Here is a 24,806-nt window from a genome sequence, read left to right as displayed (position 1 = left end):
CCCCGACGGCACCTGCCACGCACCAGTGGTCCGGCCCCACCGGGACGGTCAGGCCGCACCGACGATCGGCGGCGCGAGCCGGGCGAAGCCCTCCTGCCGCTCGTAGGGGAAGTGCGGGTACGGCGCGGGCCGGCGGGACACCGCGTCCAGACGGGCCAGCTGGTCGTCGTCGAGGCTCCACCCGACGGCGCCGAGGTTCTGTTCCAGCTGTTCCGGGTCCCGGGCACCGATGATCACCGAGGTGACCGTCGGCCGGGTGGTGAGCCAGTTCAGCGCGATCTGGGGCACCGTCGCGCCGGTCTCGGCGGCGATCGCGTCGAGCACGTCGACGACGTCGTGGAGCAGGTCGTCGGGCACCGGCGGGCCCGCCTCGGCGGTGGCGTGCAGGCGGCTGCCCGCGGGCAGCGGGGTGCCCCGGCGGATCCGGCCGGTCAGCCGCCCCCAGCCCAGCGGGCTCCAGACCAGCGCGCCGACCCCCTCCTCGCGGCCCAGCGGCATCAGGTCCCACTCGTAGTCGCGCCCGACCAGCGAGTAGTAGACCTGGTGGGCGACGGGCCGTGCCCACCCGTGCCGGTCGGCGAGGTCCAGGGCCCGCACGAGCCGTCGCCCGGGGAAGTTGGAGACGCCGGTGTAGCGCACCTTCCCCGCGCGGACCAGCTCGTCGAGGGTGGAGAGGACCTCCTCGGGCGGGGTGCCCGCGTCGTAGGCGTGCAGCTGGAACAGGTCGATGTGGTCGGTCCGCAGCCGACGCAGGGCGTCCTCGACGGCCCGGACCAGGCGCGGCCGAGAGGTCCCGGCGTCGTTCGGGCCGGGGCCGGTGGGCAGCCCCGCCTTGGTCGAGATCAGCACCTCGTCGCGGCGGTGCGCGACGGCCGCGCCGAGCACCTCCTCCGAGGCTCCCGCGGAGTAGACGTCCGCGGTGTCGAACAGGGTCACCCCGGCGTCGAGGCAGCGGTCGACCATCCGGCGCGCACCGGCGACGTCGACCGATCCCCATGCCCCGAACAGCTCGCCGCTGCCGCCGAAGGTGCCCGCGCCGAGGCTCAGCACCGGGACCTGCAGCCCACTGCGTCCCAACCGTCGGTACTCCATGACCGTCTCCCCTCTAACGGAACTGTGGTTCCGTTTGAACGTAGCACGTCAAACGGGACCCTGGTTCCGTCAAGGGCTAGGGTGGGCGCCGTGGCACCGGAGATGAGCAGACCGGGGGGCCGGACCGCGCGGGTCCGGTCGGCCGTGCTGGCGGCGGCGGGCGATGCCCTGATCGAGCTCGGGCCGACCGGGCTGGACCTGGCAGAGCTCGCGCGGCGGGCCGGGGTCGGCAAGACGACGGTCTACCGGCGCTGGGGCAGCGTCGCGGCGGTGCTCGAGGACATGGTGTCGGACATGGTCGAGACCTCCGCACCGCGCGCGGACACCGGCTCCCTCGACGGCGACCTGCTCGCCAATGCCGAGCTCGTCCGCGCCACGCTGGCCGACCCACGGCAGGGCAGGCTGCTGACCGCGCTGATCTGCGCCGCCGTCGGCGACGCGGGGACGGCGCGGGCGCTGCGCGGCTTCTACGACGCCCGCACCGCCGCCTGGGAGCCGTGCGTCACCGACGCGGTGGCCCGCGGCGAGGTGCCCGACGGCACCGATCCGGCCGCCGTGGTGCGGGCGGTCTCCGCCCCGCTCTACCACCTGCTCCTGACCCGCGGCGCACTCCCGGACGCCGACGACGCGCGGCGGGCCGCCGTCGTCGCCGGGGTGGCCGCGCGGGCCGGGGCGTTCGTCAGCGCAGGTGCGCGTCGAACCAGTTGAGGACCCGCTGCCACGCCTCGGCGGCCGACTCCGGGTCGTCGTCGAAGCGGTAGCCGGTGCTCGGGTAGACGACGACGTCGGTCGCCTTCCCGGAGGACGCCGCGGCGTCGCGCAGGCGGGCGACGGCGTCGGTGTCGGAGGCCTCCGAGTAGATGCCCAGCCAGGGGCAGGTCAGCTCCGGCGCGGTCTCCACCAGCGCGGGCAGGCTGGACCACGGCGAGGACTCGATCCCGCTGCCGGCGACGGTGATCGCCGCGCCGAGGGTGCGGTTCGCCGCCACGTGCAACGCGACCGTGCCGCCGAGGTCGAAGCCGAGCACGCCCATCCGGTCGGCCTCGAAGCCCTGGTCGCCGAGCCAGCCGAAGGCGGTGTCGCAGTCGTCCATGACCTGGCGCGGGTCCAGGCTGCCGACGTGCTCGGCCACCGCGGCCTCCGAGCCGTCGGCGAGGTCGCCACCGGCGTCCGCGTCGCGGTAGAGGTGCGGCGCGACGGCCAGCCAGCCGTCCGCGGCGAGCCCGGTGACCAGCAGCCGGATCGAGTCGGTGACCCCGCGCGCCTCCTGCAGCACCACGATCCCGCCGCGGGCGGCACCGTCGGGTTCGGCCACGGTCAGGCGCAGCTCGCCCCCGTCGGTCAGCGGCACGCCCTCGGTCCGGACAGCGGTGGTCGTCATGTCGTCACTCAACCAGAGCACCGGCCCGCGTTTCGACCCCCGACGGATACCGTTGCCGTCATGACGCTCATCCGCCCCGATCTGGACACCCTGCCCGCCTACGTGCCGGGCCGCACCGTCCCCGGGGCGGTCAAGCTCGCCAGCAACGAGGTGGCCGCGCCGCCCGCTCCGGCGGTGCTGGCGGCCGTGGCCCGTGCCGCCGCAGGTGGCAACCGGTATCCGGACCTCGGCGTCGTCGAGCTGACCGGCCGCATCGCCGACCTGTACGACCTCGCGCCGGAGCGGGTCGCGGTCGGCTGCGGCTCGGTGACGCTGTGCCAGCAGCTCGTGCAGATCGGCTGCCTGGGCCCCGGTGACGAGGTGCTGTTCGCCTGGCGTTCGTTCGAGGCGTACCCGATCGTGACCCAGATCGGCGGGGCGGAGATCCGCACCGTCCCGCTGGACGCCGCCTACCGGCACGACCTCGACGCGATGGCCGCCGCCGTCACCGAGCGGACCCGGGTGGTGTTCGTGTGCAGCCCGAACAACCCGACCGGCCCGGCCGTGCACCGCGACGAGTTCGTCCGCTTCCTGGGCGCCGTGCCGCCGGACGTGCTGGTGGCGCTCGACGAGGCCTACGCCGAGTTCGTGACCGACCCCGACGCCGTCAGCGGCCGGCCGCTGCTCGACGAGCACCCGAACCTGGTCGTGCTGCGCACCTTCTCCAAGGCCTACCGGCTGGCGGGACTGCGGGTCGGCTACGCCCTGACCTCCACCGAGATCGCGACCGCGCTGCGCAAGGTGGCGCCGCCGTTCGGGGTCAGCTCGATCGCCCAGGCGGGTGCCGTCGCCGCGCTGGAGCACCGGGAGGAGATCCTCGCCGACTGCGCCGCCGTCGTCGCGGAGCGGGACCGGGTGGCCGCCGGGCTGCGTGGGTCCGGGTTCACCGTCCCGGAGAGCCAGGCCAACTTCGTGTGGCTGCCGCTCGGGGACCGGACCGCGGCGTTCGCGACGCACTGCGGCGAGCGGAAGGTGATCGTGCGCCCGTTCGCCGACGACGGGGTGCGGGTCACGGTGTCCACGCCGGAGGAGAACGACATGCTCCTCGACGTCGCGTCGTCCTTCGGGCCCTGAGAGCCGGTGCTCAGCCGTCCAGCTGGTAGCCCAGCCCCCGGATGGTCCTGATCCGTTCGGGACCGATCTTGCGCCGCAGGTAGGACACGTAGACCTGCACCAGGTTGGCCGACACCGGTTCGGTCCAGGCCCGCCGGCCCAGGTCGTCGAGCGCGACCGGCTCGCCCGCCCGTTCGGCCAGCGCGAGCAGCAGCGCGTACTCGGTCGGCGACAGCGCGACCCGGCGGCCGTCGACGAAGACCTGTCCGGCGTCGACGTCGACGGACAGGCCGCCGTGGCCGAGCACCGTCGGCGCCGGCAGGCCCGCGGCGGCACGCAGCCGGAGTCGGATCCGGGACGCGAGCTCGTCCGGGACGAACGGCCGGATCAGGAAGTCGTCGCGGTCGCCGCGCAGCATGCCGATCACCCCGGCCCGCCGTTCGCGCGGCACGACGGTGATCACCGGGGTCGGTGGCGACTCGGACTGGACGGCGCCCAGCAGCACCGAGGGTTCGGGGCCGGGCAGCTCCATGTCGAGCACGAGCAGGTCCGCGCCGCGGGAGCGCAGGGTGTCCAGCAGCTCGATGCCGTCGGCGACGACGACGAGGTCCACGCCCTCCGCGGCGAGGTCCTGACGCAGCCCGCGGCCGAGCGCGGCCGTGCCCGCCGACGGCGGCAGCGCCAGCAGCACGCAGAGCGCGCGCATCTCGGAACGCGGTGCGGGGATCGGGAGGGACGGCGTGACGGGGGGAGCGTGATCGTTCACAGATCCTGCGGAGGTCGGGGAGCGGGGAGGTCTTGCGGGGAGCACCGGGGAGGCACGGCCACTGTTCCGCGACCGGTAGCCCGTCACAATCGGCTAACGGTGCGACGTACCGTGACCGTGTAGCCCGAATGGGTGCACCTGAGAGTGCGGTTGCTCTGTTCGGCCCAGCAATACTGCCGAAATGGCGGGATCTTGCTCTTCGGCGCTCTCCGACGACCTGTCGGCGCGGAGACGCAACCACCCTTCTCAGCGAGGGTGTTCACAGTCGGTCACCCTACCTAGAGTCCCCCCTCATGCGACGGAAGAGTTCCGCTGCGGCTGATCAGGTCGACCCCCGCGACCTGATCGCGCGACTCGCCGCCGAGCACAGCTCCCCCTCTGTGCCGTCTCCCCGGGGCAGGCATGCCGCGTCCTCCGCCCCGGCGGACGACACGGCCCGATCGGCCATACCCACGGCCACCCAGCTCATGGACCGGGTGAGCGCCTCCGGGCGGCACCGCGTCCTCGACGACGACGACCGCGACGCCCGCTCCGGCTCCGACCCCGACGACACCGGTGCCGCCGTCACGGCGGACTCCCCCACCGGTGCCGCGGCGACGGATGCCGGGCGGATCACCTGGGCCGACACGGCCGACCCCGGCCCGTGGGCACCACGCAGCCGCACGACCGGCACCGGGTCCCACGCGGTCACCGGAACCGGGGCGCACACCGTCACCGGGACCGGGGCGCACGGTGCCACCGGGGACACCGCGGTGGCCGGGGACGCGACGGTCACCGGGACGGGCGCGCACGCCGTGCCCGCCAGCCGGACGCCGGGCCGTCGCGCACGGCGGGTGGGGTCGTCGTCGGCGGCCGGGCTGTCCGGCGTGGAGCTGTTCGGCGGGGCTCCCTCCCCCTCGACCTCCCTCGTGCCCGACGGGCCCGAGACCCTGCAGACCCCGCAGGCCGATGTGCCCGCGCCGCGCACCGAGGTCGACGGCGGGGTCATCGCCGGGCTGCACGAGCCGGACGGCTCCGGTTCGCTGTCGGGGACGGGCTCGGTCGTCGCGATCGACCGCGGCCGTCCCGCCCGCTCCCGCATCCGCCGGTTCGCCCCGCTGGGCGTCGGGGCCGCCGCGGTGCTCGCCGCGACGATGGTGCTGACGCTGCTGCAGCCCGGTACCGAGGACCCGTCGCTGTCCGCGGCGATGGTCAACGACTCGTCGCGCCGGTCGGCATCGGACACCACGCTGTCGGCCGGGCCGGTGCTGGCCAACGGGGGCGGCTCCGCACTCGGCGACGCCGCGCAGGGCGCGTCCGGCCAGATCGGTCAGGCACTGGCCGCGCAGGAGGCTGCCGAGCGTCGTGCCGAACAGCGCCGTCGCGAGGCCGCCGAACGGGCACGGGCCGCCGCGAACTCCGGCGGGTCCGGTGGTGCCCCCGCCGGTCCGATCGGCGGCGCCGTCCAGGTCGCCGGCGACGGCATCCAGGCCGCGCTGAAGATGGGCTGGCAGGCCATCGGCGGCGACGAGTTCCTCGGGTCCACCCTCGGGAGCAACTGGTCGCCCTACAACGGCGAAGGCCACGACGGCCAGGGCAAGCGCACCTCCGACGCGATCTCGGTGGAGAACGGCAACCTGGTCATCCGCGGCGACTCGCAGGGCAACACCGGCGGCATGGCCTGGGGCACCCCGCAGAAGTACGGCAAGTGGGAGATGCGCGCCCAGTTCCCCAAGGGCGACAAGCAGTACCACCCCGTGCTGCTGCTGTGGCCGAGCGAGGTGTCCTGGCCGGAGGGCGGCGAGATCGACTTCGCCGAGACCACCAGCGCCAGCGACGACGTGTCCTTCTTCCTGCACTACGGCAGCTCGAACTCGCAGAAGGACGCCAAGAAGCAGATCGACATCACCCAGTGGCACAACTACGCCGTGGAGTGGACCCCGGACGCGATCGTCGGCTACATCGACGGCGTCGAGTGGTTCCGCTCCGAGGACCCGAGCACGTTCCCCCCGGGGCCGATGCACGCCACGATCCAGCTCGACTACTTCCCCGACGGCGGCTCGCCGGAGCCGTCGGAGATGCGCGTCGCCTGGATGCGTCAGTACAAGTAGCACTCCCCACACGACCGCCCGCCGCCCGGCGCTCCCCACCGGACGGCGGGCGGTCGTGTGTGCCGGGTCAGCCGGCCAGGCCACGGCGCGCCAGCAGCGGCGCGATCTCCGGGTCGCGGCCGCGGAACGCGCGGTAGGCCTCCATCGCGTCGACGGCGCCGCCACGCGACAGCACCTCACGACGGAACCGGTCGCCGTTCTCCCGGCGCAGGCCGCCGTGCTCGCCGAACCAGGCGACGGTGTCGGCGTCGAGCACCTCGGCCCAGATGTAGGAGTAGTACGCCGCCGCGTACCCGCTGCCGCCGAACACGTGGTTGAAGTACGTGCTGCGATAGCGCGGCGGGACCAGCGGGTGCGCGGCCCCGGCCGCCTCCAGCGCCTGCTGCTCGAACGCGAGCACGTCGGTGATCCCGGCGGCCTCGGCCGGGGACAGCCGGTGCCACGCCTGGTCCAGCAGCGACGCGGCCAGGTACTCCGTCGTCGCGAAGCCCTCGCCGTACCCGCGCGCGGCCTGCGACGCGGCCAGCAGCTCGTCGGGCAGCGGCTCGCCGGTCACGTGGTGACGGGCGAACGAGGTGAGGACCTGCGGGTCCTCCAGCCACATCTCGTTCACCTGGCTGGGGAACTCGACGAAGTCGCGCGGCACCGAGGTCCCGGAGAACGTCGGGTACTCCACCTCCGAGAACAGCCCGTGCAGGGCGTGCCCGAACTCGTGGAACAGGGTGCGCACCTCGTCGAGGGTGAGCAGCGCGGGCTCCCCGGCCGGGGGCTTGTTCAGGTTCAGCGTGTTCAGCACCACCGGCCGCGTCCCGAGCAGCGACGACTGGTCGACCAGCGAGTTCATCCACGCACCGCCCCGCTTCGACGGCCGCGCCCACAGATCGGCGCCGAACAGCCCGAGCGGCTCGCCGTCGCTGTCGGCGTCGAGGTTCGTTCCGCCTGCGCTGCTCTCACGGACCTCCCACCAGCGCACGTCCGGGTGGTAGGCGGGCAGGTCGGTGCGCTCGGTGAAGGAGATCCCGTACAGCTCGGACGCGGCGCGGAACACGCCGTCGGTGAGCACCCGGTCGAGCTCCAGGTACGGGCGCAGCGCCGCGTCATCGACGGCGTAGCGCTCGCGGCGCACCCGCTCCGCCTCGAACGCCCAGTCCCACGGCTCCAGGTCGCCCTCGACGCCGCCGGCCAGCTCCGCGGCCTCCCTGTCGGCGTTGGCGACCGCCGCGGGGACCAGCGACTCCAGCATCGCGACCGCGGCCTCCGCGGTCCCCGCGGTGGCGTCGTCGATCACGTACGACGCGTGGTCGGGGTACCCGAGCAACGCGGCCCGCTCGGCGCGCAGCCGCACGATCGCCAGCACGATGTCGCGGGTGTCGTGCTCCCCGGCCTGCCCGCGGGTCGTCGAGGCGCGGAACAGCTCCTCGCGCAGCGACCGGTCGGTCAGTACCGCGAGCGCGGGCTGCGCGGTCGGCAGGACCAGGGTGATCAGCCAGCCGTCGTCGTGGCCGCGTTCGGCCGCGGCGGACGCGGCGGCGGCGATCGCGTCCTCGGACAGGCCGTCGAGCCGGGACCGGTCGGTGACGTGCACGGCCGCGGCGTTCGCCCCCGCCAGCAGCGCAGCACCGAACCGGGTGGTCAGCCCGGACAGCTCCGCGTTCAGCTCCCGCAGCCGGGCCTGCTCGTCGGGGCCGAGCCGGGCCCCGGCGCGCACCATGTCACGGTGGTGGCGCTCCAGCAGCCGCAGCGACTCGGCGTCGAGACCGAGGTCGTGACGACGGGCGTGCAGCGCGTCGATCCGGGCGAACAGCCCCGGGTCCAGCGCGATCGCGTCGGCGTGCGCGGCCAGCATCGGCGCGACGTGGGCCTCGATCTCGCGCACCGCGGGCGAGGAGTCCGCCGAGACCCGCGTGTAGAACAGCCGCGCCACCCGGTCCAGGGTGGCGCCGGAGCGCTCCAGGGCGACGATCGTGTCGTCGAAGGTGGGCTCGCCCTCCCCCGCGACGATCGCCGCCACCTCCGCGCGCTGCTCGGCCGTCCCGGCCTCGAACGCGGGCAGGTAGTGCTCGTCGGTGATCCGGGAGGTGTCGGGCAGACCCCACGGCAGCGCGCTCGGGGCGAGGAACGGGTTGCTCATGGGCCCGACCCTACGGCCGGGGACCGTCAGGAACCGGCCAGTTCGCGACGCATCGCGAGCCGCGGCCACACGTCGAGACCGCGCGCGGCCTCGTGCTCCCGGATGGCCCGCAGCCCCGGGCCGGGCGCGATCAGCTCACGGAAGCCGAGCCGCGCCCAGTACGGGCCGTTCCACGGCACGTCCCGGTAGGTGGTCAGGGTCAGCGCGGGCAGCCCGCGGTCCCGGGCCCAGCCGGCGAGGTGCTCGACCAGCCCCTCCCCGATCCGCCGTCCGCGCTGCGACGGCAGCACCGACACCTGCTCGACGTGCGCGCAGCCGTCGACGAGATCGGCGATGAGGTAGCCGACCAGCGGCCCTGCGTCCCCGGTTCCGCCTGCGCTCCTCTGGGCCACCCAGGCCCGCCCCGCCACCACGTAGGCAGCCAGCACCGCGGCCGGTGGCGGGTCGTCGTCGGCGACGACGTCGAGCCCGATCGCCCGGAACGACTCCCCCGCCGCGCGCTCGATCTCACGCAGGGCGGGCACGTCGGCGACGCGGGCGGCACGGATCACGCCTGCGGATCCTCCACCACCGCGCGGATCCGTTCCAGGGTCGTCCGCATCCCCGCACGGTTGGTGCGCCCGCGGGCCCACCCCAGCAGCGCCCAGTAGACCCGGGTGGCGGCCGAGGGCTCCATCCGGAAGGACTCGGTGACCTCGGTTCCCTCGGCGCCGTCCGGAGCGGTGGCCGGGGTGAACCGGTAGTGCCAGTGGATGACCCGCCGGTCACCGGGCAGGAGCACGACGAAGCCGAACTCGCGGCCCGGCTCGCAGGCGGTGATCTCGCACGTCGACCAGTAGGTCGGTCCGCGGCCGTTGCGGACGACCTTGCCGCGGAACCGGACGCCGACGGCCGGGCCGGTCGCGCCGTCCAGCCACTGCGCGTCGACGGTCTCGGGTGAGAACCGGCCGGTGTTGCGGATGTCGGAGACCAGCTCCCAGATCCGCTCGGGCGGTGCCGTCATGTGGACGGTGACCTCGTCATGCACGGCGTTCCCCCTCGGTGCCGCACACCAGGTCGGCGGCGCGCTCCCCGATCATGATCGCGGTCGCGGCCGGCCCGCGCCGCGGCACGCGGGGCAGGACGGAGGTGTCCGCCACCCGGAGCCCGCCCAGGCCGTGCACCCGCAGGTCGGAGTCGACGACGGCGTCCGGTCCGGTACCCGCCGAAGCGCTGCCGGACAGGTGCACCGAGGTAGTCAGGTGGTCGTGGATCCAGCCGTCGAGCCGGGTGTCGTTGCCGAGCTCCCAGCCGGCGGGGCCGCCGTCGTCGGGGGCGGCTCGGTCCCAGCCCGCGGCGCGCAGGATGTCCGCGGCGATCCGCACCGCGGCCCGCATCCGGTGCCGGTCGGAGGTGGTGCGCAGGTAGCGGAAGTCCAGCCGGGGCGGGTCGTCGTGGTCCGGGGAGGTGATGGCGAGCATCCCGCGGCTGTCCGGGCGCTGCACCGCGCACATCAGGTGCGCGGGCCCGCCGGGTGCGAACGGGTGCGCGAACAGCAGGATCTCCAGGTCACCGGCCGGGTCGGTGCCGGAGTCGAGGTGGAGCGCGGCCTGCGCGGCGACGGCGTCGGCGGGCGGGTCGGGCAGGCCGCTGCGCAGTGGCAGGAACACCGCGGGGTGGTCCGACCAGCCGCGTCCGACCCCGGGCAGCTCGTGCGCCACGGCGACGCCCGCGGCCCGCAGTGTGTCCTCCGGGCCGATCCCGGAGCGCTGCAGCAGCGCCGGGGTGCCGACCGCGCCCGCGGTCACGACGGTCTCGGCCGCGTGCAGGGTGCGCCCGCCGACACGCACCCCGGTGACCCGGCCACCCTCGATCACCAGCGTCTCGGCGGGGGCTCCGCCGAACACGGTCAGCGCGTCGGTGCCGCCGCTCGCTGCGCCTGCGCTCCTCCCGGCCGACTCCGCGTTCCCCCACGGCGGGGGCAGGTAGGCGGTGGCGGCGCTGACCCGGCGCCCGTCGACGGCGTTGGTCGGGATCGGGCCCGCGCCGGGCGGGCCGCCGGCGTTCTTGTCCGGCTCCTCGGGGTGGCCGAGCGCGACGCAGGCGGCCAGGAACGGGTCGGTCGTCGCGGCCCGCAGCCGGCCCGAGGGGCGCGAGATGCGCAGCGGGCCCGCGTCGCCGTGCCGGTCGGAGGTGCAGAAGTCGAGGTCGCGCTCCAGCCGCCGGTAGTACGGCAGGACGTCGTCGTAGGACCAGCCGGGGACGCCCCAGTCCGCGAAGTCCGCCGGGACGGCGCGCACGAAGTAGCCGCCGTTGATCGCACCGGAGCCGCCCAGCACGCGTCCCCGCGGCACGGTGCACTCCCGCCCCTGGCACAGCGTCGCCCGGTAGGCCCAGTTGAGGACGTGGCCGGGTGCGGTCGCGGCGAGCGACGCGATCGGGATCGAGTCCGGCGGGACGACGACGGCACCCGCCTCGACCAGGGCCGTACGCACCCCGCGCTCGGCGAGCCGGCCCGCGAGGGTGCACCCCGCGGATCCCGCGCCCACCACCACCACGTCGAACCCGTTGGTCATTGCTGCCAGGATGCCCCACGTGACCGACGCTGCACGTGACCTCGCCTCGTTCCTCACCGCGAGCCCGTCGCCGTACCACGCGGTGGCCGAGGCCGTCCGCCGGCTGTCCACCGCGGGCTTCACCGAGCAGCGCGAGGACGAGCCGTGGGCCGACGGGCCGGGCGGGCGCTACCTCGTGCGCGACGGCACGATCCTGGCCTGGTGGCAGCCCGCGTCCGGGCCGGGCGCCCCGCTGCGGATCTTCGCCGCGCACACCGACTCGCCCGGGTTCAAGGTCAAGCCGAACCCCGACGTCGGCGTCGCCGGTTGGCGCCAGGTCGGGGTGGAGGTCTACGGCGGCGCGCTGTGGAACTCCTGGCTCGACCGCGACCTCGGCCTCGCCGGGCGCCTCGCGCTCTACGACGGCCGCGTCGTCCCGGTCCGGGTGGACCGGCCGCTGCTGCGCATCCCGCAGCTGGCGATCCACCTCGACCGCGGCGTGAACCAGGGCCTGACCCTGGACCCGCAGCGGCACCTGCTCCCGATCTGGGGTCTCGGCGACCCGGACGGCGGCGACCTGGTCGAGTTCCTCGCCGTGCGGGTCGGCGAGGACCCGGAGGACGTCGCGGCGCACGACCTGTTCACCTACGACCTCACCCCGCCCGCCACCCTGGGCCGCGACGACGAGCTGCTCGCCGCCCCGCGGCTGGACAACCTGGCCTCGGTGCACGCCGGGATCAGCGCGCTGCTCACCGCGGTCGAGCGGGACCCGGGCACCGTCCCGGTGTTCGTCGGGTTCGACCACGAGGAGATCGGCTCGGCCAGTGCGACCGGCGCCGCCGGACCGCTGCTGGAGACGGTGCTGACCCGGCTGGCCGGGGGTTTCGACGAGCGGCACGCGGTGTTCTCGCGGTCGCGCTGCCTGTCGGTGGACGTCACGCACGCCGCGCACCCCAACCACCTGGACAAGCACGACCCGGACCACCTGTCGGTGCCGAACCGGGGGCCGTCGCTGAAGGTGAACGCGGTGCAGCGCTACGCCACCGACGCGCCGGGCGCGGCCGCCTGGAAGCGGGCCTGCCGCACCGCGGACGTGCCGAGCCAGGTGTTCGTCTCCAAGAACACGGTGCCGTGCGGGTCGACCGTCGGGCCGATCATGGCAACCCGGCTGGGCATCCGGACGGTCGACGTCGGCATCCCGGTGCTGTCGATGCACTCCGCGCGCGAGCTGTGCGGGGTGCACGACCCCGGCCTGCTGGCCCGGGCCGGTGTGGAGTTCCTGACCGACGCCGGCTAGACCTGCGCGGCGACCCGGGAGCCGGACACGTAGACGTCGGTGTCGACGATCCGCGACCCGAGCGGCAGCAGCGACACCGGGATCAGCTTCAGGTTCGCCCAGGCCATCGGCAGGCCGATGATCGTGACGGCCAGCGCGATCGCGGTCACGACGTGGCCGACCACCAGCCACCAGCCGAACAGCAGGATCCACAGGACGTTCCCGATCGCCGACGCCGCACCGGCCCGCGGGTCGCGCACGACCTCACGGCCGAACGGCCACAGCGCGTAGAGCCCGATCCGGAACGAGGCGATGCCGAACGGGATCGTCACGATCAGCAGACAGGCGATGATCCCGGCGGCCGTGTAGGCGAGGAACAGCCAGAAGCCGGAGAGGACCAGCCAGACCACGTTCAGGATGAGGCGGAGCATGGGTCCAGCATGCCCGAGGTGTCCGGTTCCCCCTCCGGGATGTTCCGGAGGCCGACCCCGGTTTCCGGTGGGGCGGCATTCCTCACGTCCGACCCGTGACCTCCTCGACGACGCTCTCCCCCGTGCCCGGCCGGGACTCCCAGGCCCAGGTCTCGTGCGAGCGGAGCCGGCCGTCGTCGAGGACCTCGAGGCGGGCCTCGCACTGAGGTGTTCTCAGTAGCGGGGTGGCAGGTCGTGGCGACACGCCGAGGGTGGTGAGATGAGCGGGAACGGGGCAGGACCCCGGTAGATCGGTTCGGTCCAGCACAGATCGACACCGTCACCGAGGTCCTGCATGTCTGATCCTGTCACCTACACCGCTGTCCTCCCGATCGGGGAGCGCACCGTGGCCTATCTGGCGCGGCTCCTGGTCCTTCAACGCCGTCGACGTGGCACCCGGCGGCGGGCGTTGACCCCGTTCGCCCAGGCAGTGCTGGTGATCCGCTGGTTCTGTGATGCTACCCGGGTCCGATGTTTGGCCGGTGACAACGCGATCAGCACTGCAACGGCCTACCGTTACCTGCACGAAGGCATCGACGTCCTCGCCGCGGCCGCACCCGGCCTGCACGGAGCCCTGCTCGCCGCCCGCACAGCCGGGCACACCCACGTGAATCTCGACGGCACCCTGATCGCCACCGACCGGTGCCGCGCGCTCGGCCTCACCCCCCGGGGTCGACCTGTGGTGGTCGGGCAAGCACCGCCGCCACGGCGGGAACATCCAGGTCCTCACCGCACCTGATGGATGGCCGCTATGGACCAGCGACGTGCGGCCGGGCCGCGAGCACGACACCCGCTGCGCCCGTACCCACCCCGGGCTGCTCGAGGGCCTGGCCGCGTTCACCGACGACACCCACGCCGCGCTGGGCGACCTCGGCTACGAAGGCGAAGCCGACCGGCTCACCGTGCCCATCAAACCCGTCCCCGGCCGCGGGCAGACGGTCAACCAGCGCACCGTCAACACCCTGCACTCAGCCCTTCGTGCTCTGGCCGAACGCGGAAACGCCCTGCTCAAGACCACCTTCGCCGCGTTGCGGCGAGTCACGCTATGTCCCTGGCGCACCGGCGCGATCACCGCAGCTGCGCTCGTACTACTCCACACCGAGTACGACCGCACGACATGATCAACCCGCTACTGAGAACACCTCACTGCCCCGAGCTGGACGCGCCGTCGACGGACACGTGCACGTAGCGGAAGCTCAGCCGGTCGCCCTCGCGGGTGCCGGCCAGGCGGCCGAGCCGGACGTCGCCACCGGAGTACTCGGCCCACACCAGGCCGTCGGACTCGTGGTAGTCGAACACGGTGGCCCGGCCGACCTCGCCGTCGCCGGAGTTGCTGACGCCGGCGAACCGGCGGCCGTCGACGCTGGGTGCGGTGCTCATGTCCCGATCCGACCACGGGAGGATGGCGGGGTGGAGTTCCCCGTGACGTTCCTCCCGCCCCTGGTGCGGACCTGCACCGACTCGGGTGAGGGCCCCTGGAACGAGCTGCTCGGGATCATCGCGCCCCGGGATCCGGACGAGGAGACTTTCCTCGCCGCGTTCGACGTCGTCACCGAGGACCTCTTCGGCGGCTGGACCGCCGACCGCGTCGTCGTGTTCGCGCTCGACGACGGGCTCGCCGCCCACCATCCGCTGCTGTTCGTCGTCGACGAGCGGACCCTGCACGACGACGGCTTCCCGATCGTCGCGGCCGACCTGCGGCAGGATCCCGGCCGAACGCTCCGGATCGCCGCAGCCGATCTGTGGTCGGTGGAGAACAACGTGTCGACCGCGAACATGGAGTTCGCCGACTTCGCCGACCACGCGCAGCTGCAGCCCGACCGGGTGTTCCGCGGCTTCCGCTGACGATCGCCACCGTCGGACGGTGAACTCCACCGTCCGACGGCCCCGCCCTACGACGACCCGCGTTCCGCGGAACGCGGCCTCACACGCCGGTGCTGCCGTCGATCCGTTCCCGCAGCAGGTCGGCGTGCCCGACGTGGCGCGCGTACTCGGCGATCACGTGGGTCAGGATCCACACCACCGACACCGCGTTCCCACCGAGGGACCCGGTGCCGTCCGGCCCGGCCTCCTCGACGACCCGGCGGGCCCGGGCGACCTCGGCCTCCCAAGCCGCGCGGGCCTCGGTGAGGTCCGCGCTCCCGAGCTCGAAGCCGCCGTCATGGCCCGTTCCGGACTGCCGCGGGTACAACGACGGCACGTCCTCACCGCCCAGGAACTGGCGGAACCAGTTCCGCTCGACGGACGCCAGGTGCCGGACCAGCCCCAGCAGCGTGAGCGACGACGGCGGCACCGACGCCTCCCGCACCTGCTCGCCGGTCAGTCCCTCGACCTTGCCGATCAGGGTGGCGCGGTAGAAGTCGAGCCAGGCCGTGAGCGTGGTGAGGGCGTCGGCCTGCATCGGGGGACGGGCGCGGTCGGTCATGTCCGCGATCGTGACAGCGGGGTCCGACATCTTCCGATCCCGGCCGGGCGATGGTCCACTGCGGTCGTGACCGACACCCCGCCCACCGTGGTGCGCAGCAGCCGGACCGTCGCCGCCGACCCTGCGACGATCTTCGAGCTCATCGCCGACCCCGCCCGTCAGCCGTCCTGGGACGGCAACGACAACCTCGCCGAGGCAGCGGACGGGCAGCGGGTCCGCGCCGTCGGCGACGTCTTCTCCATGCTGCTCACCCAGGGCGCGGTGCGGGAGAACCGGATCGTGGAGTTCGTCGAGGGGCGGCTCGTCACGTGGCTGCCGTCGGAGCCGGGGAAGCCGCCGCCCGGACACCTGTGGCGCTGGGAGCTGGAGCCCGTCGGCGACGGCACGACCCGCGTGACCTGCACCTACGACTGGACCGAACTCGACCCGGACGACGCGTTCCGCCAGAAGCGCGCCCGCGCCACCACCGCGGACCGGCTGCGGGCGTCACTGGACCTGCTCGCCACCGTCGCCGAAAAAATGTGATCTGACACACTGTCGCCGGACGAACGATCATGGAAAGGTGCTGACCTGGCGGCATGGACGCCGAGCAGGTCATCGCCGTACTCGCCGGGTTCCCCGGCACCCGGATCGTGGAGGGGAACGGGGACGCGTTCGCGATCCACGACCCGGATCACGACTACGAGCAACGCCCCCGCCAGGGCTGGGCGACCGTCGTGCGGTCCGACGTGAACGACACCGCCTCCGACCTCGACCGGCCCGGCGCGTTCCGGCTCAACATCGGGCTGCCGACCGCCCGCTACCGGGAGCTGTTCCCGACCGACCCGGGCACCGACCCGACGTCCCGCGACGTGCTGTTCCCGCACCCGGTCTACGCCGCCCACCACTGGGTGGCGGTGGTGGAGCCGGAGACGACCTGGCCGCTGGTGCGGGAGCTGCTCGACGTGGCGCACGACTTCGCCGTCCGGAAACACGCCAATGCGGCCCGTCGACATTCCTAGGCTGCCCCGGTGAAACGTCGGCTGATCACGATGCGCGTCGCCCAGGACGATCTGGCGTTGTCCCCCGGGAAGGCCACCGAGGTGGAACTGGGGAGCCCGCTGGACTCGTTCGGGCAGGAGTGGCTGATCGCCTCGCACACCGTGACCCTGCTCGACGACGGGACGGCGCTGCTGACCTTCGTACTGGAGCGGCGGGGCTGGTATCGGAGACGGGATCCGAGAGCGTGGCCGGCGATCTCTCGTCCGTTCTCGGCGACGACGTTCTCGGCGGGATATTCGAATGGGATCCCCGCGTCCGCCACCGCAAGCCTGGGTTGACCACGTGCCGAGTTCCGTGCTCATCATCGGGAATGAAGGATCCGGCCGGGAAGCCGTCCACGTCCGACCTGCTCCTACGGCCTGCGAAACCCGACGACATCGAGACGTTGCATCGATTCGTGGTCAAGCTGGCCGACGAGGAGTCGTTTCCGGGGGACGTGATCGCGAAACCCGCCGACCTGGCGGCTGCGCTGTTCGGCCCATCTCCTCTTGCGGAGTCGGTCGTGGCAGCAATGGGCGACCAACTCGTCGGGTTCGCGTTATTCTATCCGACGTACAGCACGATTCTCGGACGGCCCGGTATCCATCTCGAGGACCTGTATGTCGATGGGGCTTTCCGCGGCCGGGGGATCGGCGAGGCCCTCCTCGGACACCTCGCCGATCTCGCGACCGAGCGTGGTTGCGGACGCCTGGAGTGGTGGGTACTCCGCACGAACGTCAGCGCGATCCGCTTCTACGAACGTCTGAATGCCCGGGGACTCGACGAAATCGAGGTCATGCGGCTCGACGACGGCAGTCTCTTCGAGTTCGGATCCCGGCGCACGGCATAGAGGACCGTGCCGCGAGTGCGCGGGAGCTGCTGCTCGACGTGCCGCCCCACAGGACCGGCCGCCGTCGCGCAGGGTCGTCATCGGCGGCGCCGTAGTGTGGGAGCGATCGGGGGGCGCCACACCCCGCGGACACCAGGAGGCGAGGCATGGTCGCGGACGTCGAGGGCACCTCGACATCTCTCGCCCAGTCCGCCTACGTCGCCATCCGCGAGGGGATCATCCACGGCGTCCATCCCCCGGGCAGCCGCCTGCGGGAGCGCAGCCTCTCCGAGGACCTGAACGTGTCCCGGGTACCGATCCGTGAGGCACTGCGACAGCTCGAGCTCGAGGGATACGTGACGACCTCGCCCCACCGCGGGGCACTGGTCCGGCAGCTGACGCTCCGGGACGTCGCCGAGCTGTTCGACGTCCGCCTGTCGCTGGAGGTCCTCGCCGCCCGCCAGGCCGCCAGGGCGGTCGCCGAGGGGCGCGCCGACGACGCCCTGCGCGACGTGCTCGCCGAGGCTGCCCGGGCCACCCGGGCCGGCGACGAGGACGCGATCCGGCAGGCCAACACGAACCTCCACGCCCAGATCATCGCCATGACCGGCAACTCGCTGCTCATCGCGACCATGACGCCCCTCCTGGGGCGGATCCGCTGGCTGTTCGCCCTCACCGCCGACCGCGACCCGCACGTCGAGTACGGCGAGCACGTCGCGCTCTGTGACGCCATCTACAGCGGCAACGCCGAATTGGCGGGCGCGCTCGCCTTCGCCCACATCGAGCACGGACGGGCGCCGTCACTGCGCGGCCTCGCCGCGATCCTGCCCGCGGACTGACACTCGGCGCGTTTCGTATACCAAGCTCCCTCAGCAGGGCCCAAAGTCACGCCATTGACACGGCAGGACACGTCCTGGAAACTCTTTTCGTATACCAATGAGGTCGTTCGTCGCTCGGCCCCCGCCCTCCTCGATCAGTCGGGAGGACCTGTCCATGCGGAGCTCAGACCCATGAACCCTCTCCAGACCCCTGCACCGTCCTTGTCCGGCACCGTGGCCGCGACGCTCGACCGGGCGGGCTTCACCCGCGCCCAGTTCTGGGTGCTCATGATCATTCTCGCCGGCATGTTCTTCGACACGCTCGAGCAGAACTCCGTCGGCGCGATGGGGACCAACCTCAAGCTCGCACTCGGGATCTCCGACGCCCAGCTGACACTCGTCAACACCGCGACGGTGCTGGGGGGCTTGGTCGGCCGGTTGCTCGGCGGCTGGCTCGCAGACCGCTACGGCCGTCGGCTGTCGCTGTCGTTCAACCTGCTGGTCTACAGCCTCGGCGGCCTCGTGAGTGCCGTCGCACTGAACTACGAGATGCTGCTGGCCAGCCGCTTCGTCGTCGGCATCGGACTCGGCGGCGAGTTCACCATCGGGATCGCGATGCTCTCGGAGATGGTCGCGACCCGGCGACGGGGCGCCCTCGTCGCGGTGCTGAACGTCGGCTCCGGCGGTGTCGGCAACTTCCTGTCCTACGGCCTGTTCTTCCTGCTCCTCGGCCCGCTGGCGCCCGCCCTCGGTGGCGACGGACTCGCCTGGCGCTGGACGTTCGTCCTGCTCGCCGCCCCCGCGCTGCTGGTCGTGGTCTACCGCCGCCGGCTGCCGGAGACCCCGCGGTTCCTGCTCTCCAAGGGCCGCGTCGACGACGCGAACAGGTCGCTGGCGATCCTGACCTCGTCGTCGTTGCGGCCGCCGGCGAGCACTCCGAGCGGTCCCCTCACCACCGATGACATCCCCGTGCGCCAGCTGCGTTCGTCCCCGGCCGCCGTGTTCGCCCGCAGCGTCCGGGCCCGCACCGCGGCGATCGGCACGGCGTCCTGGATGGCCTTCGGCGCACAGGTCACCCTCAACTTCCTGATGCCGACCCTGCTCGTGCAGCGCGGCTACTCCATCTCCGAGAGCCTGCTGTTCACCATGATCATGAACAGCGGCTCGCTGCTCGGGGCGTGTGCCGCCGCACTGCTCGCCGGCCGGGTCGGTCGTCGCGTCGCCGTGGGGGGCGCCGGGGTCCTCGGATGCCTCACCGCCGTCGCGTTCGCCGTGTTCGCCGACAGCACTCCGCTCATCCTCGTCCTGGGGGCGCTGTTCCAGTTCTTCACGATGATCACCAACACCACGCTCGCCGTGTGGTCGCCCGAGCTCTATCCGACGGCGATCCGCGGCAGCGGGACCTCCATCGTCAACGGCATCGGCAACATCGCGGGCGCGGTCATGCCGTTCCTCGCCGTCGCGCTGTTCGCCCGGTACGACATGGCGGGGGTCTTCGGCATGGTCGCGGTGATGTACGCCCTGCTCGTCGCGGCCTCCCGGTTCGCACCCGAGACCCGGGGCAGCTCGCTGGAGGAGATCAACGAGAACGTCGCGCCCGCCGCCGACACCGGCACCCCGTCCCGTCGCTGACGACGACGCACGACCAGAAGGAGCCCCGATGGACACCCTGACCATCTCCGCGACGGCCAACGGCCTCAACTACCTGCCGGAGTACCTCGCCGACACCACCGGCGTGTTCGCCGATGCGTGGCTGGAGGTCACCGCGGTCGCCTGCGACCCCTGGACCGGGGTGCTGGACGACCTCGAGTCGGGCGCCGCCGACATCGCGCTGGGCGGCTTGTGGGTGCCGGGCATGTACGCGGGCACCCCCCGCGACCTGACCGTCGTCTGCCAGCTCAACCACCAGGCCCCGAAAGCCGTCGTACATCGCGGCACGCCGCGCTCGTTCACCTTCGACGACCTGCGCGGCGAGGTCGTGCTCGCGCCGGGTATCGGCGGGAGCGCACCGTACGCCGTCACCGCCGGGCTGGCCCGCGAGTCCGGTGTGGACCCGACCGGGATCACCTTCCTGCGCGACCTGTCCACGGCGATGTTCGTCGAGCTCTTCCACGCGGGGCTCGGGGACGCCATCGTCCTCGACCTCGTCACGGCGCTGGAGGTCGAGGCGGCAGGCACCGGAACCATCGTGTTCCGCAACCTCGAGGGCGGCGGGATCATGCCCAACAGCGTCTACTACGCCCGCACCGACCGCGTCGACGAGCTCCGCGACCGGCTCACCCGGTTCACGGCCTGCATCGACGCCGCGATGACCGCCCTGCCCAGTACCCCCTCCGACGTCGTCGAGTCGATCCTCACCACCCGCTGGCCCACCCACGACCTCGCGATCCTGCGCGACGCCGTCGCCGCCATGACCGCGAGCGAGCTGTGGTCCACGGTCGCGATCGACCCCGCGGGCAGCGACCGGTGGATGCGGATGATCGCCGAGGCGTCGATGGTGTCCCGGGCACCGCGCTACGACGAGCTGACCGACGACTCGTTCATGAAGGCCTTCCGGTGACCCTGATCCCCGTGGAAGCGCCCCCGGAGGGCACGGTCGACCTGGGCGAGCTGATCGACGCCGTCCGGGCCCTGCACGTGGACCTGACACTCGGCGACGCCGAGCAGCCCGTCCCCGCGGTCGTGGAGACGGGCCCGTCGACGGTGCTCCTGCCGATGGTGGCGACGTCGCGTCGTCTCGGCCTCACCGTCGTCAAGGTCCTCACCGACGCGCAGGCCGACGGGCCGCTCCAGCAGTCCACGGTGCTGCTCCTCGACGCCACGACGGGAACCCGGCTGGCCGTGCTCGCAGGCGGACCGGGCACCAGGATGCGGACGGCGGCGGCCAGCGCTGTCGCCACCGATGCGCTGGCCCGTGGTGACAGCAGCGTCCTCGGACTGGTCGGCGCCGGGCCCCTGGCGGTCGAGCACGTCGCGGCGATCCGCCGGGTCCGGCCGATCGACCACGTCGTCGTGTGGTCGAGGACCGCACGACGTATCGAGGAGTTCCGGCACACCCTGCGGGCCCGGGAGCGGGCCGACGGCAGCCCCCCCCCGCTCGGGGTCACGGTGTCCCCGGACGTCCACGGCGTCGTCTCCGAGGTCGACGTGTTGTGCACGCTGTCCCCCGCACGGGAGCCACACGTGCACGGCGCCTGGTTCCGTCCCGGTCTGCACGTCAACGCCGTGGGAGCGCCGCCGCGCCCCGACCACCGCGAGATCGACGGCGCGGCCTTGGCGCGAGCGCGGGTGGTGGTCGACTCCCGGGAGGTGCAGCTGCGCAAGTCCGGCGAGGTGCTCCTGGCCCTCGACGAGGGCGCCGTCACCCTCGACGACGTGGGTCTGGAGCTGGGCGAGGTGCTCACCGGCGCGCACGGGCGACGTCGCCCCGACGACGTCACCCTGTTCGAGTCGGTCGGTCTCGCCATCCAGGATCTCGCCTACGCCGCGCTGGCCACGGGACGTCCGGTCGTTCCCCGCTGACCCGCGGGACGACACGACTGGCAGCGCTCTCCGTGGGACCTGTCCTCGCTCATGCGTCCATTGCGTAGGAGCTGTCCATCAGGTCGACCATGGCCTGCTGGAACTCGCGGCGCTTCGTGTCGCTCCATCCGGGTGTCAGCCGAACGAAGATCTCCTCCTGCCAACGATGCGCGTCGTCCACCATCGAGCGCCCCGCCGAGGTGACCGATGCTTCGCGTCGTCGAGCGTCGCCCGGCGCGACGACCATGGTCAGGTACCCGGCCTTCGCCGCGCTCCCGATCAACCGTGATGCACCACTTTGGTCGAGCCCGATCTCACGTGCGACGTCGTTCACGGTTGCGGGAAGACCTCGCTGACGGAGTGCATGGACTGCTTCGCAGACCAGCACCAACCGTCCCTGCTCCCCACCTGCGTCGGCCGGGGAGGACCGACGGGCCCAGTGCCGGACGAAGTGGAACAGGACCTGCCCCGGCCCCTGGCTCGTCACTCGGTCGCTGCCATCTCGCGGTCGTTGCAGGCCAGCGCCAGCGCACCCTCGAGATCCGGCAGTCTGAGCGCAGCGGTGACCTTTCCGTCGGACACGCGGAAGACCGTCGCCACCCGCGTGACCTCCTCGCTGCCGGGCCAGGTGGCGTCCTCCTCGACCACCATCAGCCGCTCGCTGACCGGGTGCCAGGACCGAGGGACCAGCGTGATCCCTGACCGCCCCACCCACTCGGCGAACTGCTCAGGCGTGATCGGACCCGCACCCTTCGGGCCCATGACGACGACCGGATCTCCTACGGCTCGCGCGGATCGCTGCAGGTCGCCGGCGTTGACGCTGGCATGCCACTCGTTCACGGCTGCTTCGAGGCTTGGCTCCACGCACCGCACTCTATGCGTTTCGCATATATTCGGCCAGGCGGCTATGACGAGCTCACGTGTGGGTTGCGGTCATGGTGGTGGTCAGGACCGCCTGTCGTCTCGCCGCGTCACGCGTCGACGAGAGGCCCGAGGAAGCCGCGCAGCGCCTCGGCGAGCTGCCCCGGTGCTTCTTCCGCCATGTGGTGTCCAGAATCGATCACGCCACCGGACAGATCGTTCGCCCACGTTCGCCACACCGTGAGGGGATCCCCGTAGAGCTTCTCCATGTCGTCGCGGCTGGACCACAACACGAGCGTGGGACAGGTGAGTCGGCGTCCCGCTGCCTGATCGGCGTCGTCGTGTGCGCGGTCGACACCGAGCCCGGCCCGGTAGTCCTCCACCATGGCGCCGACCGTCGCGGGGTCGTGGATGGCCCGGTGGAACTCGGCGTAGGCCTCCGGGCCCATCTGGTCGATGCTGCCGCGGTACCAGGCGTCGGGGTCAGCGAGGATCACACGCTCGGGGACCTCGGGCTGAGCGAAGAAGAACCAGTGCCACCACTCCGCCGCGAATCGCGCGTTGCAGCGGGCCAATGCCTCGCCAATCGGAACGCTGTCGAGAACGGCGAGCCGGGACACGAGGTGTGGGGTGTCCATCGCCATGCGGAACGCCACGTACGAGCCTCGGTCGTGGCCGACGACGGCGGCGTCCTCGTGGCCGAGCCGGCCGAGCAGCCGGCTCATGTCGGCTGCCATTGCTCGCTTGGAGTACGGGGCATGGTCATGGGTCGTGGGTGGCTTGGACGACGCGCCGTAGCCGCGCAGGTCAGGGCAGATCACGGTGTATCCGGCATCGACCAGCAGCGGGGCGACGCGGTGCCAGGTCGCCGCGGTACGGGGATGGCCGTGCAGCAGCAACACGGGAGGACCGTCTCCGCCGTAGCGCACTCTCAGGGTGACATCGCCGACCGCAATCCGCTCGTCGGTGAAGCCCCGAAAGAAGCTCCCCGACGTCTCGTACCTCATCCGCTCATCGTTGTCGATACTTCACCGCGCGGCTCGGTACCGCGGCAGGTCGCGCGGCGGTCCGCAGGCGGGAGGCAGGAGGCGGACGGCAGCGACGCCGCCCGGGCGAACCGGTCTTGGTCGTCGATCATGCCTCTGACCTGTGGCGGAAGCGGGGGGATTCGAACCCCCGGTCCTTTCGGACGCCCGCTTTCAAGGACGGCTCATGCAGGTTCAGGATACGTCGCGCACGTAGCAACGCACTGGCAGGACCAGGATTGCGCCGCCCCCTGACCGCCACAGGACGTTGCCGACTGCAACCACGACTGCAACCACGTGAGATCTCGACCCGCTCGATCTGGGGGCTAGCGCCTCCATAAGGGAAGAACTCGCACAGCGTCATACTCAATCCCCAGGGGATTTATCCCCTCTTCACTCTCATGAGGCCCAATCACGCATAAAGTATTCGGCGACCAACGCTTGTGGAACTCTTCCCAGCCGTCGGGCGGAGCAGCAGGGTCGAGAAGATTGTCATCGCGGTCGGAATTAGTTGGAGGGTCGACATCGAAGGGCATTCCAATCGGAGAGGCGTTATTCGAGTCTAAGACGTACTTTTGATAATATCCCGGATTTCCAAGATAGTACTTCTCGTAGTATCCGACATTCCTTGCTCCTACGAAGCTAGAGGTTTCTCCTGCTTCTCGGTAGAGGTCGAAATATCGGGAGCGTCCAAGCTTCACCTTCAACACCCCCTTACGCTTCAGTCCGTGCTGCCCCCAGGGAATCGGAAGGCGCGGAACAAAACGCCGTCCATGTACGGTTATTGCAAACGCCACCACCTCACTACTGCGAACGTACACAGTAATGAAGCAGTCCGCCATCAGGTAGACACGTCTTATCACGCCACTGTCGCCTACTGCCTCCATGGCCGGCTCACCGAGAATCTGGTCGACGTACGCCGGACGAACGCCGCACGCCAGTTTCCTAATCTTCTTCGCTTGCTCTCTGCGCAAGCCTACTGTCATTCGAAAAGCTGCCAAAATCCGTCGCCACACCCCTATCGCAATGCCGCCAATAGTCAACAGCGCTGCAACAAAGCCGGCAACCAGGAAAAGGAGCGGCGAGCCACTTGAGACCGGATCGAGGAGGCCCCACATGTTCGCTGCGGGAGGAGGTGGGGGCGGATCAGCCAACACAACTACACCGATTCCCCATCTAAACATTAGACACCTCTATCTGATGTGCAGGTATCCCAACAGATCCACACTGTAGTCGGACGCACATGACCCGTTAATCGCGGATCAAACGCGGGATTCTACGCCGTTCTCACGAAGATTGTGAGCTGTAGAGACTACACCCTAGCGCTGGTCTACCTGACTGGGATAGAGTCGGCGTTCGCTCACCTCAGGCAAGGAGACTCTCAATTCTATGAACTCTGGAACTGGCGGCGAGAATGCTCCACTACCTGACGAATCGCAGCACACTAAAGACGTACCATGCCCCACGCCAACCG

The 24,806-nt window shown here is 71.8% G+C and carries 28 protein-coding genes and 1 pseudogene; 14 read left to right on the top strand and 15 right to left on the bottom strand.

Annotation, left to right across the window (positions count from 1 at the left end):
- Positions 1 to 48 precede the first annotated feature (48 nt).
- The gene (locus tag Ae331Ps2_RS11205) at positions 49 to 1,092 is read right to left on the bottom strand and encodes an aldo/keto reductase (protein ID WP_075309054.1); all 1,044 of its coding nucleotides are present in this window, start codon (positions 1,090 to 1,092) and stop codon (positions 49 to 51) included.
- Positions 1,093 to 1,182: 90 nt separating this feature from the next.
- On the opposite strand from Ae331Ps2_RS11205, the gene Ae331Ps2_RS11200 reads away from it, so the two are divergent.
- Positions 1,183 to 1,800 carry a TetR/AcrR family transcriptional regulator gene (locus Ae331Ps2_RS11200; protein ID WP_212567615.1) on the top strand — a complete coding sequence of 206 codons (618 nt, stop codon included), beginning with the start codon at positions 1,183 to 1,185 and terminating at the stop codon, positions 1,798 to 1,800.
- On the opposite strand, the gene Ae331Ps2_RS11195 is transcribed toward Ae331Ps2_RS11200, so the two are convergent.
- Positions 1,772 to 2,473, bottom strand: coding sequence for a dienelactone hydrolase family protein (locus Ae331Ps2_RS11195; protein ID WP_075309056.1), 702 nt, complete (start codon positions 2,471 to 2,473; stop codon positions 1,772 to 1,774). The genes Ae331Ps2_RS11200 and Ae331Ps2_RS11195 overlap by 29 nt on opposite strands.
- A gap of 60 nt (positions 2,474 to 2,533) precedes the next feature.
- Here Ae331Ps2_RS11195 and hisC point away from each other — a divergent pair, with 60 nt between their 5' ends.
- Positions 2,534 to 3,586 (top strand): histidinol-phosphate transaminase, encoded by a 1,053-nt coding sequence (hisC, locus tag Ae331Ps2_RS11190; protein WP_075309058.1) that lies wholly within the window; start codon positions 2,534 to 2,536, stop codon positions 3,584 to 3,586.
- A gap of 10 nt (positions 3,587 to 3,596) precedes the next feature.
- Here the strand turns inward: hisC and Ae331Ps2_RS11185 are convergent, their stop codons facing one another.
- Positions 3,597 to 4,271 (bottom strand): response regulator transcription factor, encoded by a 675-nt coding sequence (locus tag Ae331Ps2_RS11185; RefSeq protein ID WP_020621680.1) that lies wholly within the window; start codon positions 4,269 to 4,271, stop codon positions 3,597 to 3,599.
- A 536-nt stretch (positions 4,272 to 4,807) separates the two neighbouring features.
- On the opposite strand from Ae331Ps2_RS11185, the gene Ae331Ps2_RS30380 reads away from it, so the two are divergent.
- The gene (locus Ae331Ps2_RS30380) at positions 4,808 to 6,421 is read left to right on the top strand and encodes a family 16 glycosylhydrolase (protein ID WP_170917019.1); all 1,614 of its coding nucleotides are present in this window, start codon (positions 4,808 to 4,810) and stop codon (positions 6,419 to 6,421) included.
- 67 nt (positions 6,422 to 6,488) lie between these two features.
- Here the strand turns inward: Ae331Ps2_RS30380 and Ae331Ps2_RS11175 are convergent, their stop codons facing one another.
- From Ae331Ps2_RS11175 to Ae331Ps2_RS11160, 4 genes are read right to left on the bottom strand one after another with little or no spacing between them, the layout of a single operon-like run.
- The gene (locus tag Ae331Ps2_RS11175; RefSeq protein WP_075309062.1) at positions 6,489 to 8,552 is read right to left on the bottom strand and encodes a M3 family metallopeptidase; all 2,064 of its coding nucleotides are present in this window, start codon (positions 8,550 to 8,552) and stop codon (positions 6,489 to 6,491) included.
- A gap of 26 nt (positions 8,553 to 8,578) precedes the next feature.
- Positions 8,579 to 9,103 (bottom strand): GNAT family N-acetyltransferase, encoded by a 525-nt coding sequence (locus Ae331Ps2_RS11170; protein ID WP_075309064.1) that lies wholly within the window; start codon positions 9,101 to 9,103, stop codon positions 8,579 to 8,581.
- Positions 9,100 to 9,579 carry an SRPBCC family protein gene (locus Ae331Ps2_RS11165; protein WP_075309066.1) on the bottom strand — a complete coding sequence of 160 codons (480 nt, stop codon included), beginning with the start codon at positions 9,577 to 9,579 and terminating at the stop codon, positions 9,100 to 9,102. Before Ae331Ps2_RS11165 ends, Ae331Ps2_RS11170 begins: the two co-directional genes overlap by 4 nt.
- On the bottom strand, positions 9,572 to 11,107 hold the full coding sequence (locus Ae331Ps2_RS11160; RefSeq protein WP_075309068.1) for a GMC family oxidoreductase: 1,536 nt from the start codon (positions 11,105 to 11,107) through the stop codon (positions 9,572 to 9,574). The genes Ae331Ps2_RS11165 and Ae331Ps2_RS11160 overlap by 8 nt, the downstream gene beginning before the upstream one ends.
- 19 nt (positions 11,108 to 11,126) lie before the next feature.
- Between Ae331Ps2_RS11160 and Ae331Ps2_RS11155 the strand changes: the two genes are divergently transcribed.
- On the top strand, positions 11,127 to 12,383 hold the full coding sequence (locus Ae331Ps2_RS11155; RefSeq protein WP_198932243.1) for a M18 family aminopeptidase: 1,257 nt from the start codon (positions 11,127 to 11,129) through the stop codon (positions 12,381 to 12,383).
- Here Ae331Ps2_RS11155 and Ae331Ps2_RS11150 read toward each other — a convergent pair.
- Complete coding sequence (locus tag Ae331Ps2_RS11150; RefSeq protein ID WP_075309072.1) at positions 12,380 to 12,793, bottom strand: YccF domain-containing protein; 414 nt, start codon at positions 12,791 to 12,793, stop codon at positions 12,380 to 12,382. The genes Ae331Ps2_RS11155 and Ae331Ps2_RS11150 overlap by 4 nt on opposite strands.
- Before the next feature lie 82 nt (positions 12,794 to 12,875).
- Positions 12,876 to 13,037: a hypothetical protein gene (locus Ae331Ps2_RS31935; RefSeq protein ID WP_170918268.1), complete on the bottom strand. Its 162-nt coding sequence runs from the start codon at positions 13,035 to 13,037 to the stop codon at positions 12,876 to 12,878.
- 90 nt (positions 13,038 to 13,127) lie between these two features.
- Between Ae331Ps2_RS31935 and Ae331Ps2_RS30375 the strand changes: the two are divergent.
- Positions 13,128 to 13,953: pseudogene (locus tag Ae331Ps2_RS30375) on the top strand (transposase family protein).
- Between the two features lie 22 nt (positions 13,954 to 13,975).
- On the opposite strand, the gene Ae331Ps2_RS11140 reads toward Ae331Ps2_RS30375, so the two are convergent.
- Positions 13,976 to 14,212: a hypothetical protein gene (locus tag Ae331Ps2_RS11140; protein ID WP_175581817.1), complete on the bottom strand. Its 237-nt coding sequence runs from the start codon at positions 14,210 to 14,212 to the stop codon at positions 13,976 to 13,978.
- A 30-nt stretch (positions 14,213 to 14,242) separates the two neighbouring features.
- On the opposite strand from Ae331Ps2_RS11140, the gene Ae331Ps2_RS11135 reads away from it, so the two are divergent.
- Entirely contained in the window at positions 14,243 to 14,677 is a 435-nt protein-coding gene (locus Ae331Ps2_RS11135) for a hypothetical protein (RefSeq protein ID WP_075309075.1), read from the top strand.
- Positions 14,678 to 14,756: 79 nt separating this feature from the next.
- Here Ae331Ps2_RS11135 and Ae331Ps2_RS11130 read toward each other — a convergent pair whose 3' ends face one another.
- A complete protein-coding gene (locus Ae331Ps2_RS11130; protein WP_075312545.1) occupies positions 14,757 to 15,257 on the bottom strand; it encodes a DinB family protein in 501 nt (166 codons plus the stop codon).
- A 66-nt stretch (positions 15,258 to 15,323) separates the two neighbouring features.
- Here Ae331Ps2_RS11130 and Ae331Ps2_RS11125 point away from each other — a divergent pair, with 66 nt between their 5' ends.
- From Ae331Ps2_RS11125 to Ae331Ps2_RS11090, 8 genes are all read left to right on the top strand, one after another.
- A complete protein-coding gene (locus tag Ae331Ps2_RS11125) occupies positions 15,324 to 15,782 on the top strand; it encodes an SRPBCC family protein (protein WP_075309076.1) in 459 nt (152 codons plus the stop codon).
- Positions 15,783 to 15,835: 53 nt separating this feature from the next.
- A complete protein-coding gene (locus Ae331Ps2_RS11120; protein ID WP_020627944.1) occupies positions 15,836 to 16,258 on the top strand; it encodes a DUF6194 family protein in 423 nt (140 codons plus the stop codon).
- 9 nt (positions 16,259 to 16,267) lie between these two features.
- The gene (locus tag Ae331Ps2_RS11115) at positions 16,268 to 16,576 is read left to right on the top strand and encodes a hypothetical protein (RefSeq protein WP_075309077.1); all 309 of its coding nucleotides are present in this window, start codon (positions 16,268 to 16,270) and stop codon (positions 16,574 to 16,576) included.
- Positions 16,577 to 16,608: 32 nt separating this feature from the next.
- Positions 16,609 to 17,127, top strand: a complete 519-nt coding sequence (locus Ae331Ps2_RS11110) for a GNAT family N-acetyltransferase (RefSeq protein WP_075309078.1) — start codon at positions 16,609 to 16,611, stop codon at positions 17,125 to 17,127.
- A 146-nt stretch (positions 17,128 to 17,273) separates the two neighbouring features.
- Positions 17,274 to 17,945 carry a GntR family transcriptional regulator gene (locus tag Ae331Ps2_RS11105; protein ID WP_020627941.1) on the top strand — a complete coding sequence of 224 codons (672 nt, stop codon included), beginning with the start codon at positions 17,274 to 17,276 and terminating at the stop codon, positions 17,943 to 17,945.
- Between the two features lie 171 nt (positions 17,946 to 18,116).
- Entirely contained in the window at positions 18,117 to 19,556 is a 1,440-nt protein-coding gene (locus tag Ae331Ps2_RS11100; protein WP_212567616.1) for an MFS transporter, read from the top strand.
- Positions 19,557 to 19,584: 28 nt separating this feature from the next.
- Positions 19,585 to 20,484 carry an ABC transporter substrate-binding protein gene (locus Ae331Ps2_RS11095; RefSeq protein WP_075309079.1) on the top strand — a complete coding sequence of 300 codons (900 nt, stop codon included), beginning with the start codon at positions 19,585 to 19,587 and terminating at the stop codon, positions 20,482 to 20,484.
- Between the two features lie 11 nt (positions 20,485 to 20,495).
- Positions 20,496 to 21,446 (top strand): ornithine cyclodeaminase family protein, encoded by a 951-nt coding sequence (locus tag Ae331Ps2_RS11090; RefSeq protein WP_217695642.1) that lies wholly within the window; start codon positions 20,496 to 20,498, stop codon positions 21,444 to 21,446.
- A 49-nt stretch (positions 21,447 to 21,495) separates the two neighbouring features.
- Here the strand turns inward: Ae331Ps2_RS11090 and Ae331Ps2_RS11085 are convergent, their stop codons facing one another.
- The 4 genes from Ae331Ps2_RS11085 to Ae331Ps2_RS31155 form a co-directional block, all read right to left on the bottom strand.
- Complete coding sequence (locus tag Ae331Ps2_RS11085) at positions 21,496 to 21,834, bottom strand: MarR family winged helix-turn-helix transcriptional regulator (RefSeq protein ID WP_255407977.1); 339 nt, start codon at positions 21,832 to 21,834, stop codon at positions 21,496 to 21,498.
- Positions 21,835 to 21,929: 95 nt separating this feature from the next.
- Positions 21,930 to 22,310, bottom strand: a complete 381-nt coding sequence (locus Ae331Ps2_RS11080) for a hypothetical protein (RefSeq protein WP_075309082.1) — start codon at positions 22,308 to 22,310, stop codon at positions 21,930 to 21,932.
- A 107-nt stretch (positions 22,311 to 22,417) separates the two neighbouring features.
- Complete coding sequence (locus Ae331Ps2_RS11075; protein WP_075309084.1) at positions 22,418 to 23,314, bottom strand: alpha/beta fold hydrolase; 897 nt, start codon at positions 23,312 to 23,314, stop codon at positions 22,418 to 22,420.
- A 344-nt stretch (positions 23,315 to 23,658) separates the two neighbouring features.
- Positions 23,659 to 24,450: an ETEC_3214 domain-containing protein gene (locus Ae331Ps2_RS31155; RefSeq protein WP_139318870.1), complete on the bottom strand. Its 792-nt coding sequence runs from the start codon at positions 24,448 to 24,450 to the stop codon at positions 23,659 to 23,661.
- Positions 24,451 to 24,806 lie beyond the last annotated feature (356 nt).

Origin of the sequence: Pseudonocardia sp. Ae331_Ps2 (assembly GCF_001932405.1) — a bacterium.
GTDB lineage: Bacteria > Actinomycetota > Actinomycetes > Mycobacteriales > Pseudonocardiaceae > Pseudonocardia.
This window is presented reverse-complemented; position numbering and strand designations above follow the sequence as displayed.